The organism is uncultured Anaerococcus sp., assembly GCF_937934665.1.
GTDB lineage: Bacteria > Bacillota > Clostridia > Tissierellales > Peptoniphilaceae > Anaerococcus.
In genome coordinates this window covers 1-10,749 of record NZ_CALGYW010000027.1, presented here as the reverse complement: position 1 = coordinate 10,749, position 10,749 = coordinate 1, and the positions used below count along the sequence as shown (strand labels likewise).

Sequence of the window (10,749 nt, the reverse complement as noted above, 5' to 3'; positions counted from 1 at the left end):
ACCAAGCCATAACATCGATTGACCAAAGGATATCTGACCAGGTAGAAATCGCCATCGATAACCTCCTTAAGATTTTAAATAATGAGAAAGCAGAGACTAATATTACCCTTGATGCCAAGATTATAGAAAAGGAAACAAGCAAGAGGGGCCTATAGTTTAAAATGTAAAAAACGCTTTAGATAGCAAAATTTTATTGTTAGAGCTTACCTTGCTAAGTTTTAGTTTATGGATTTTTTGTAATATAAAACTGGCTTTATAAAATCACTTTTCTTGATTTTATAAAGCCAGTTTTTTATTTATTTACACCCTATAGATAAAGTTATCGATTAGTTTTGTTTTGCCTATATATACTGCTAGGGCAACTAGGGTATCTTGGTTAAAAGTTTTTACATCTTCTATTGTCTCTAGGTTAACTGCACTTATATAGTCAATCTTGGCTAAAGATTCAGCTTTTATTATCTCTGTCATTTTATCTAATACTCGGTCTACTTCATAGCCATCAGCCGCCATTTTTTTTCCTTCAAAAATTGCTTTTGATAGGCAAAGGGCAGCCTTTCTTTCTTCTTTGTTTAGATAAGTATTTCTTGATGACATGGCAAGGCCATCGTCTTCTCTAACTATTGGTACTGGTATAATTTCTACTGGTATGTTTAGGTCTAAAACTAGTTTTTTAATTATGGCAAGTTGTTGAGCATCCTTTTGGCCGAAATATGCCCTGTCAGGGCCTACTATATTAAAAAGCTTGGTACAAACTGTACATACTCCCCTAAAATGGCCTGGTCTTTTTGCTCCGCATAGGTTATCCGATAGGCTTTCTATATCTACAAAAGCTTTTTTATCGTGATACATCTCACTTGGTTCAGGATTGAAGATAAAGTCTGCCCCAATTTCTTCACAAAGCTTGCTGTCAGCCTCTATATCTCTTGGATAGGTCTCTAGGTCCTCGTTTGGTCCGAATTGGATTGGGTTTACAAAGTCAGATACAACTACAATGTCATTATCTTCTACAGCTTTTTTTATAAGGCTGGCGTGGCCCTTGTGAAGAAAGCCCATGGTTGGAACAAGGCCTATAGTCTTTCCCTCTTTGCGGTATGGTTTTAATATTTCCCTTAGTTCGTCAATTTTTTTTATAACTTGCATTGTTTTCTCCTATGAAATCAAAGTTTAAGGCTCTCATAAATTTTATGAGCTAGTTTCTAGGGATATTATAAGGCAAAGTAAAAAATTAACAATAATTTTTTTAGAATTTAAAGAAAAAATAAGAGAATTTATTGCAATAAATATATTTCTAGTTATAATAATTGAAATAGAATAAAATTTAACAAAGTTACGAATTTTTTTGGATTTTATTAAGGTTAGGGAGTTGATATTTAGAGGAAAAATTAAGATTTTACTTAAACTAAGAAATTTGGTTTTTCTATAATTTTTTATAGGATATGGAGGAGATTTTGAAAATTGCAATACTTGGTGCAGGTGCCATGGGCTTAATATTTGCATCGGTTTTGTCAGAAAAAAACCAAGTCTTTTTGATTGACCATAGGAAGGAAAAAATAACTAGGCTTAACAAAGAGGGGATAGAAGTTAAAGAAAATAATGACGAGTCTAAAACGTCTAAGATCCCTTGCTATAAGTATGATGAAGATATGCCAAGACCTGATATCATCTTTGTTTTTATAAAGGCTATCAAAAATTTAGAGGCCCTTAGAAATATTTCTCGTCTTATTTCTGAGGATACCATCCTAGTTAGCCTACAAAATGGCTATGGCAATGATAAAGACTTAGAGGAATTTCAGGATAAAAATCAGGTTGTAATAGGCTCTACCACTCACGGAGCAACCCAACTATCTTATGGGAAAATTTTCCATGCAGGAAGTGGGATGACTTATTTGGGTCAAAATGATTTTAATTATGAAAGTGTAAAGATCGTAAAAAAAGTCCTTGAAGAATCAGGCTTTGATCTAGAAGTAAGCCATGATATAGATAGGCTTGTAATCGAAAAACTTTTTATAAATATAGGGATTAACGCTATTACTGCCCTACTTGATAGGGAAAATGCTTGTATTTATAAAGACGATTATGCAAGAGAAATGTCGAAAAACCTTGTCTATGAGGCTTGCGAAATTTTTAACCTCGAGGGTTTTGACTTTGATAAGGAAAAAACTTTTGAAAAAGTTCTTATGACAGCAGAAAAAACTGGCAAGAATACCTCCTCAATGAGGGCGGACCTTCTTAAGGGAAATGAAACTGAGATTGATAAGATAAACAAGGTTATAGTGGATAAGGCTAGGAAACAAAATAGAAAAAGTCCTTATAATGAGGCTATAAGCCTACTTATAAAGGCCAAAGAGGAAGAATTATGAAAAAGAAAATGTCTATACTAGACTTTAAAAAGTACAAGGAAGAAAAAAGAAAATTTGCCTATGTAACAGCTTATGACTACACAATGGCATCAATTGTGGATGACAGTGATGTTGAAATTATCCTAGTTGGAGACTCTCTTGGCATGACCATGCTAGGTTATGATTCTACAGTACCTGTAACAGTTGAAGATATGATCCACCACGGAAGTGCAGTTGTAAGAGGGGCAAAAAATACTTTTATCACTGTAGATATGCCATTTGGTTCTTATGAAGTTTCTAAGGAAGAAGCAGTTAAAAATGCTGTAAAAATCTTTAAGGAAACAGGTTGTGACTGTGTAAAACTTGAGGGTGGTACAGAATATGTTGATACTATCAAGACAATTATAAAGGCAGGTGTACCTGTAATGGGTCATATCGGTCTTACTCCACAATCATCTACCATGCTTGGTGGTTTTAAAGTTCAAGGAACAACCCCAGAATCAGCTAAAAAGCTAATAGAAGATGCCAAGGCCCTTGAAGAAGCAGGATGTTTCTCCATAGTCCTTGAATGTGTACCAAGTGTAGTTGGTAAAAAAATCGCAGAAAGCGTAAAAGTTCCAATCCTTGGTATAGGTGCAGGAAAAGACGTAGATTGCCAAGTAATTGTTTTACAAGACATGCTAGGTATGTATCCAGATTTCAAACCAAAATTTGTAAAAATCTTTGCCAACGTTAGGGATGAAATGCTAAAGGGCTTAAACGCCTACCATGAAGAATCTGTAAACGGAACCTTCCCAAGCGAAGAATATTCCTTTAATAAAAAAGTAGATCTAAGTGATTTATAAAAATATTTTAAAAGTCTTCTGAATTATTTATTTTTCAGAAGGCTTTTTATTTTTTTGGTAAAAGTAATAGTGGAGGGCTTCAAGCCTATAATATGTAAGCTTTACATAAATAATAAACGTTTTCACAAAGGAGAAGGTATGACAGATTTTATTAAATCATTTGACGGCATTAATTTATTTTACAAAAAAGAAGAGGTAGAAAACGTCAAGGCAGCTGTGGTAATAGTTCACGGTCTTGCAGAACATTCCGGCAGGTATGATTATGTGGCAGAAAAATTCCACCAGGCAGGTTTTTCAACCTACAGGTTTGACCACAGGGGCCACGGCCAGTCGGAGGGCGAGAGAGGTTTTTACAAGGACTACAACGACATGTTAGAGGATGTAAATGTAGTTGTAGATAAGGCCATAGAAGAAAATCCTGACAAACCAGTATTTTTGCTAGGTCATTCTATGGGTGGCTTTGCGGTAAGTCTTTATGGGGCAAAGTATAAAGACAAAAAGCTAACAGGCATCATCACTTCAGGTGGTCTTACCCATGATAATAACCAGATGACAAAGATGGTTGAACCTGGTTAGGACCCACACATAGAAATTCCAAACGAACTTACTGACGGGGTATGCTCTGTAAAAGAAGTGGTCGAAGATTATGCAAAAGATCCACTAAATCTTAAGAAATACCAATTAGGCCTCCTTTATGCCGTTGGAGATGGTATAGGATGGTTTAAGGAAAATGAAAAAGACTTCTCTTACCCAGTATTAATCCTTCACGGTAGGGACGATGCCCTAGTTAATTTTAAAGATTCTTTTGACTTTTTTGAAAATAACTCATCAAAAGATTGCCAAATCAAAATCTATAAGGGTCTATACCACGAAATCATGAATGAATATGCCAAAGATGAAGTAATAGGCGATATAATAGCTTGGGTAAATTACAGTATATAAAAAATTTTGAATAAGGCCTAATATTATCATAGAGCCTCTAATCTTTAAAAGATTAGGGGATTTCTAGTTAAGTATTACAAGAAAGGTAAAATCTTATAGAGAAGATTTTATGGATTTTATTTAAAAAATTCTATGATAGTGCCCCACTTGCTTGGGACCCTATTTTTATATTTTCCCTTAAGGGATTGGTTTTGTAGGTCTTGCCACTTTCCAAGTAGCAGCTTCAGTCGTATAGACAATTATCCTAAGGCCCTTATTACAGATCTTAGAGAAAGAGATTTGCTAGAAAGGAATCATGATGAAAATAACAATTAACCAACTTATTAAAGATCTTAATAAATTAAAAAATGAGGAAGCTAAACTCTATAGCGAACTAATCTTAGATGATTACAAGCTAGATAGTCTGCCAATAGTAGCCAGGGATGGGGAGGATACCTTTGATGATAGGAAGGTTTCTAAAATTAAAAAGCTTTTTGATAGATATGAGGAAATAACAAATCTCATACCACTTTATGTAAGTCTTTTAAATGAGCATAATAGTTCAACTCTTATCTATTCACCTTATGCAAAGAAAGAGGTGAGCCTAGACCAACTTATAAGCGAAAATAAAGAGGCTTACAGACTTATAGAGATATATGAAACAATTTCCCTTAAGGGCTATATGACAAAAATCCACGAGTCAGGCAAGCTAGTTTCCTATATGCATCCACTTTATGATGAGACTGACGATAGGCTTGATTTTTTAAGGAAAACTACTGAAGAAGTTTCGCAAGAGATTGAAAAGATAAATTTTGAGAGCGAAGTTGAAAGACCAAAAATTGAATCTTAAATTTATATCGTGCTATATTAATTATCTTAAAAAATTATGGTTTTGTGGCTAATATAGAATATGATTAAACTTTGGGGAATGAATGTATCTTTACCTTTTAGATATAAACATTTTACTATATTTACTTTTTATCTTTACCCGTTAAATGTTTGGCAAGATAAATTACATTCAAAAGGCCTGTCTTACAGGAAAATTCGGCAAGTTTTGCCCCTTGACTTGCCTTGGGCAGCTTAGGCTGCTCTTTTATATTAGGATAATATATGGTAGGTAATTTTTTAAAAAAGTAGAGGCACGACTATTGATGTGGTTCCGATTTAAGTTTTTATCCTATTATAGTAGGGATTATCCTAGCAAATATTGATAGGAGCTTTTGTAAATTTAGCAGGAACTTAAGTTTATATTATGATTTTTTAGCTTTCTCCATAGGAGGCAGGTATAGACCTAATGGCGATTGTTAAGGGCGGGGCGGCAGGCCTTATCTTGTCAGTATTAATAGTCTTACATAGATTTATTATAAGCCTGCCCGCAGATATCTTTATAAAGTTTGGCCAAACTCATCAGCTTTTAGAATAGCTTCCCTGAATTTATTAGCGGAAAGCTTCTTTTCTGATTTTTGCCATTCTGTTGTTTCTTGCGCTTTTTCCGTAATTTTATCTAGATGAGACTCGTCTAAGTTTATATGACTTAACCTAGTAGGAAGCCTTACAGACTTGTTAAATTCTCCTATTTTTCTAAGCTCATCTTCATCTTCCCTATAGGCATGGAGGACCATAACCCCAAAAGCAACAATTGCCCCATGTTCAAAATTTCCCTCTCTGCTTATTGAGGTTGTTGCATTATAGAAGGCATGGGCTAAAGAAGAGTTGTAGTAGTAATTATCACTGTTTGTAAGGTTTGAAACATAGCCTGTAGATATTAAAACATCTGTTGCAATTCTCTCTATGGCTTCACTAGCCTCTTTATTTTTACAATCTTCTATAGCCTTTTTACCGTAGTCTAAAAATGGTTTTTCGCAAGACTTGGCTATGGCAAGGCCGAGGCTTGCTGTGGTATCAAGGCTTAGCCCCTCTGTGGCAAATTTTACCTCAGCCTCTTTAGATAAACCGTCTCCAACCCCTGCCCACATATATAAGTCCGGGGCTTTGGCAATTACATCTGTTGCAATAAACATATGATAGGGAGCTACCATCCTGGTATCGTAGTGGGAGAAGGATCCGTTGTTGTTATAAACCACAGCAATGGCAGTTGCTGCTGAACAGTTTGAACATATGGTAGGGAAGGTGAAGACTTTTTTATTTGCCTCAACTCCAAGGACTTTTGATGTGTCTATGGCCTTGCCACCTCCAACGGCAAAGATTACATCAGCATCTTCTACTTCCTTCATAGCTTTTAGCCTATAGACATTGTCCATGGTAGAGTCTGTCCCATATACCAGGGAGGCTAGGATTTGTATATCAGTCCCCTCAAGAGCCTTTCTTATAAGGTCTTCACTTGCCCCTAGGGCTTTTTTTCCACCAACAAGGACTACTTTTTTAAATCCATAGTCTGCGCACACTCTTGGTAAATCCTTGTAGCCGTACCTATCTAAATTATAGTTTGTTAACCTAACAGTGGTCATTTTTTACCTCTCTTCTCCATCCGTACTTATCTTCTAGTCTTCCGTATTGGATACCAGTAAGCCTATCATATAATTTTTTAGTCAAGTCTCCTGTTTTAAATTCGTTTATGATATAAGAATTTCCCTTATAGCCAAGCTCTCCAATTGGAGAAATAACTGCTGCTGTACCTGTACCAAAGGCTTCTTTAAGCCTTCCCTCCTCGATCATATCTATTAAAAAGTCAATGGTGAAGTGCTCTTCTTTTAACTTTACATCAAATTCATCAAGGAGTTTTATTACAGAATCCCTGGTAACACCAGGAAGGACAGTCCCATCTATGGGGGCTGTATAGATAGTATCATCTATAAGAAACATAGCATTCATAGAGCCGACTTCTTCTACATACTTTCTTTCCTTACCATCAAGCCAAAGGACCTGGGTATAGCCCATTTCTTCAGCCCTTTGCTGGGCAATCAGGCTTGCTGCATAGTTACCACCACATTTTACAAAGCCAGTTCCTCCCTGGGCTGCCCTAATATACTTATCTTCTACATAGATTTTTACAGGATTAATCCCTTCCTTATAGTATTGACCAACAGGGGAGAGGCTGACTAGGAAGGTATACTTATTAGCTACCTTAACTCCTATATTTTTCTCGCTTGCAAACATAAAGGGTCTAATATAAAGAGATGCTCCTTCGCTATCAGGAATCCAGTCCCTTTCTAAATTTACCAGTTCTTCGATGATATTTATAAATTCTTCCGTATCAATCTTAGGCATGCACATCCTCTCGTTGGAACTTTGAAATCTTTTTGCGTTCATTTCAGGCCTAAAAAGATATACCTTGCCATCATTTTTATAGGCCTTAAGCCCTTCAAAGGTTTCTTGAGCATAGTGGAGGACCATCACGGAAGGGTCTACTTCGATAGGACCGTAGGGTCTTATTTTTTTATCATGCCAACCTTCGTCCTCAGTATAAGTCATCTCAAACATGTAGTCTGTATAATACTTTCCAAAACCAAGTTCTCCTTGGGGTTTTTCTTTTAGTTTATCTCTTTCAATAAATTTATATTTCATTTTCTTCACTCTCTTTCTTTTCTACATATGCAAATTCTACAGCATAATTATTAGTATCTACTTTTCTATTCCTATATTCTCCTATGACTATAATTGGTATAATTATAAATATTATAGCTATATAACCGCAATACCCATAGCCATATTTAATTATGTTTGTAAGGCCAAAGAAGGATATCAGAGTTGAAACAGCGATGATAAAGGCTGCTATCAAAAACCTCCTTACCTTTACTGACCCTATATCACATAAGATTTCGGTATTTTCAAACCTTGAAACAAAGCCGAAAATTATCGAAACACCAGATGAGATTAGGCATAAAATTAGGCTAAGGGCATAAAATATACTCATCCATTTATATCCCATGGCCTTTGTAGCAGTTAGAGTAGGCAGGGTAGTTCCGAAATCAACTGACATATAATAAGACCTCCATGAAAGAAGCATTACAACTGATAGGCCTAGGGCTAGGGCATTTATCGCAAAGGATAGGGCCATAGACCTACTTGCTTCATCCTTAGTTTTTAGGCTAGATGATACGGCAAGCATGGCAGGGATTTGCACGCACTGAAAACCTGCATATACAAAACCATTTACAACGGCTGGTCCTAAATTTTTGTAGCCATGGACAGCCAGGTCATAGCTTATAAGTTCAAATATATTATCACCCATAGGAATTCCTATTAGGTATATTGAAAGGCTTGATATAAGGATTATGATCCCCATTACAGCAGATAAGCGTCTCACAAGATCTGCCCCAAAGATTGATAAAATTAAGATAAGAAGGCTAACTAAAATTGATGCTAGCCTATAATTTATACCAACAAAGTCTAAGAGGGCGTTGGATGCACCAGATATTGTAGTTGCAATAACCATTACGACCATGATATTAAAAAACAATTCAAAAACTAGGTATAGTTTATCAAAGGGACTGTATAGGGACTTGAAAAAATCCTTATAAGATTCGTGACCCTCCCTGTTATACATGATAAAGGCTTGTCTTAGCATAAAACATAAGATTAGGACTGCTATGATAGATGATAAAATACCCATACTCCCTAAGCCTACAAACCAGGTGTTAACTTGGTTACCACTAGCAAAGCCTCCTCCAGCATGGGAGGCAAACAACATTAGGGCTATCGAAACAACCGATGATTTCGCCCTTTTTTTCTTTAAATTTCTTAGCATAATTTCTCCTTTTTTAAGTATAAAAAAATCCGTCTGCTTGCAAAAGTATTGCAAGAGACGGAAGATATGTAATCTTACGCGGTACCACTCTTCTTCATCATATGATGCACTCATATTCATAATGAATAACCCTGTAACGTGGGTTTACGGCAAGACTTACTTATTTGGGCCCTGCAGCAAAGTGGGGATTTTTCGCCTAGTTATTTTTGCTAGCTTTCATCAGCCGCTAGCTTTCTGTAAAAAACTTCTAAGTTACTTTGCCACTTCTTAGCTGTTGTTTATTATAATACACCCTATTTAATAATTTTGCAAATATAATTGCAGAAAAAAATTAGCTTCATTGTAATTTTTATTCAAAAATAATACTTAATATAGCAAATAATCGGTTAAAAATAGAAGGGGAGAATCTTACAAGAGAATTTTTCTTGAATCTAACGGGTAGTGTTAATTAAAAATGAATTGAAGTTAAAAGGTTACTAAGGTCTAAATATATGTAATGCAAATACTGAAGGTTAAATTTTAAATTATAATACTAGATAAAAAAATACCCTATTTGTTTCTAGCGAAGAGGGTATTTATCTAAGCTATCTTATTATTCGGTTTTACTAGTGAACTCACTTGCACTATCACCAGCTATATAACACATATGGCCAGCTACAGCTATAGCTTGTCTACCTGGGTAGAAGTCACCAAAGAATTGTCCGGAAGAGATGACTTCAGATGCGTAAAGACCTGGTATAGGATTATCATTTTCATCTACTACTTCTGCTCTAGGAGAAGTTTTTATACCTCCATATACACCGCGGGTTGCATCGTACATTAGGGCAGCGTAATAGGGTCCTTCTTCTTTGAATTCTTTTAAGAATTCACTGTCTTTGCCAAAGTCTGTATCTTCACCAGCCCTGGCAAGTTCGTTATACTTATTTACTTCTTCTTTTACTACTTCTGGATCAAGTTCCATTAGTTTAGCTAATTCTTCAATAGTATTAGCCTTATAGACTCTTATAATTTTATCATTATTATTAGTTTTTTCTATATATTCATCTAAACGTGGAAGTTTTTGTGCTATTTCACTATCCATAATTGCCCAAGCTGTATTTTGTCCATCTTCTCTAACAAATTCGAATTTTGAGGGTGAGATCCACCATCTTCTTTGTAAACTCTTCTTCCTTCCATATTGAGTAGGATTGATTCGAATGGATAGCCATTTGTAGGATCTCCTATCATTGGGTAATCATGAGGGTTGGCATTAAATACGCCAGACATAGACTCTTGGAAAGGATTTATAACAGCTCCAGCATCAAGGGCTAGCCTGTGGCCGTCACCAGTATTACCTACTGCAGATGCAGAGTATTCTCCTGCCCCTCTTTTGTTATACTCTTTATCCATTTCAGCATTTCTTGCATAATCACCGGTTGCAAGCACTACTGCTCCTGCATTAAAAGTCTTTTTACCAGTTTTTGAATCTGATATGATACCTTTTATAGTACTATTTTCTTCTATTAATTCTGTAGCTGGAGTATTTAAGTAAATATCAACACCCATATCCTTAATCTTGTCTACAAAAGTATCTATTAAATGAGGAGCTCCCTTGGCATTTGCCTTCTTAGATGGTATTTGTATAGATTCTGCATTTTTCTTTGATTTTTCATTTGGATTAATTTTAACTGTGATTGATCCATTTTTTTCACTAGGTTCTACCCTGTAGTCAACACCCAAATCGTCATATACCTTCATTAGCTTTGGAGATACATCTATAAGAGCATCCGGCATTTCCATATCAATAGGGTTTAAATCCTGAGAATAGGACCTATCAAGCCAACCTTGTTTCATTGTTTCCTTATCAGCCTCACTAGGTGCAGCTAGCATATTTCCGTTTGTTTTATAAGCAGATACAAGCCCACTCATCCCACCGCCGGCTATGACAACATCGTAA

Annotated in this window: 9 protein-coding genes, 1 pseudogene and 1 other annotated feature; of the genes and pseudogenes, 4 read left to right on the top strand and 6 right to left on the bottom strand. The window is 35.7% G+C overall.

Translation table 11 applies throughout. The features are described 5' to 3' along the window. Window positions 1-300 precede the first annotated feature (300 nt). Window positions 301-1,140: a pantoate--beta-alanine ligase gene (panC, locus tag Q0410_RS01260; protein ID WP_299031999.1), complete on the bottom strand. Its 840-nt coding sequence runs from the start codon at window positions 1,138-1,140 to the stop codon at window positions 301-303. A 308-nt stretch (window positions 1,141-1,448) separates the two neighbouring features. Between panC and Q0410_RS01255 the strand changes: the two genes are divergently transcribed. The 4 genes and pseudogenes from Q0410_RS01255 to Q0410_RS01240 all read left to right on the top strand — a co-directional run bounded on the left by Q0410_RS01255 (window position 1,449) and on the right by Q0410_RS01240 (window position 4,955). Then, window positions 1,449-2,360, top strand: coding sequence for a ketopantoate reductase family protein (locus Q0410_RS01255; protein WP_299031996.1), 912 nt, complete (start codon window positions 1,449-1,451; stop codon window positions 2,358-2,360). After that, window positions 2,357-3,184: a 3-methyl-2-oxobutanoate hydroxymethyltransferase gene (gene panB / locus Q0410_RS01250; protein WP_367178686.1), complete on the top strand. Its 828-nt coding sequence runs from the start codon at window positions 2,357-2,359 to the stop codon at window positions 3,182-3,184. The genes Q0410_RS01255 and panB overlap by 4 nt, the downstream gene beginning before the upstream one ends. 138 nt (window positions 3,185-3,322) lie before the next feature. Next, window positions 3,323-4,126 (top strand): annotated as a pseudogene (locus tag Q0410_RS01245) (lysophospholipase). A 298-nt stretch (window positions 4,127-4,424) separates the two neighbouring features. Next, complete coding sequence (locus Q0410_RS01240) at window positions 4,425-4,955, top strand: hypothetical protein (RefSeq protein WP_299031993.1); 531 nt, start codon at window positions 4,425-4,427, stop codon at window positions 4,953-4,955. A gap of 535 nt (window positions 4,956-5,490) precedes the next feature. Here the strand turns inward: Q0410_RS01240 and Q0410_RS01235 are convergent. From Q0410_RS01235 to Q0410_RS01215, 5 genes are all read right to left on the bottom strand, one after another. Continuing rightward, window positions 5,491-6,573, bottom strand: coding sequence for an iron-containing alcohol dehydrogenase family protein (locus tag Q0410_RS01235; protein ID WP_299031990.1), 1,083 nt, complete (start codon window positions 6,571-6,573; stop codon window positions 5,491-5,493). Continuing rightward, the gene (locus Q0410_RS01230; RefSeq protein WP_299031988.1) at window positions 6,560-7,630 is read right to left on the bottom strand and encodes a branched-chain amino acid aminotransferase; all 1,071 of its coding nucleotides are present in this window, start codon (window positions 7,628-7,630) and stop codon (window positions 6,560-6,562) included. The genes Q0410_RS01235 and Q0410_RS01230 overlap by 14 nt, the downstream gene beginning before the upstream one ends. Continuing rightward, a complete protein-coding gene (locus Q0410_RS01225) occupies window positions 7,620-8,813 on the bottom strand; it encodes a hypothetical protein (RefSeq protein WP_299031986.1) in 1,194 nt (397 codons plus the stop codon). Before Q0410_RS01225 ends, Q0410_RS01230 begins: the two co-directional genes overlap by 11 nt. Before the next feature lie 50 nt (window positions 8,814-8,863). Beyond that, window positions 8,864-9,091 (bottom strand) — a binding site (T-box leader). 314 nt (window positions 9,092-9,405) lie between these two features. After that, window positions 9,406-9,894, bottom strand: a complete 489-nt coding sequence (locus Q0410_RS01220) for an FAD-binding protein (protein WP_299031983.1) — start codon at window positions 9,892-9,894, stop codon at window positions 9,406-9,408. Continuing rightward, a partial coding sequence (locus Q0410_RS01215) for an FAD-binding protein (protein ID WP_299031981.1) occupies window positions 9,879-10,749 on the bottom strand: 871 nt, incomplete at its 5' end. The genes Q0410_RS01215 and Q0410_RS01220, both read right to left, overlap by 16 nt.

Coding starts and splice junctions, on each gene's coding strand:
- Q0410_RS01225 (WP_299031986.1), bottom strand. CDS start 8,813: ATGCTAAGAAATTTAAAGAAAAAAAGGGCGAAATCATCGGTTGTTTCG.
- Q0410_RS01235 (WP_299031990.1), bottom strand. CDS start 6,573: ATGACCACTGTTAGGTTAACAAACTATAATTTAGATAGGTACGGCTAC.
- Q0410_RS01220 (WP_299031983.1), bottom strand. CDS start 9,894: ATGGATAGTGAAATAGCACAAAAACTTCCACGTTTAGATGAATATATA.
- panC (WP_299031999.1), bottom strand. CDS start 1,140: ATGCAAGTTATAAAAAAAATTGACGAACTAAGGGAAATATTAAAACCA.
- panB (WP_367178686.1), top strand. CDS start 2,357: ATGAAAAAGAAAATGTCTATACTAGACTTTAAAAAGTACAAGGAAGAA.
- Q0410_RS01240 (WP_299031993.1), top strand. CDS start 4,425: ATGAAAATAACAATTAACCAACTTATTAAAGATCTTAATAAATTAAAA.
- Q0410_RS01230 (WP_299031988.1), bottom strand. CDS start 7,630: ATGAAATATAAATTTATTGAAAGAGATAAACTAAAAGAAAAACCCCAA.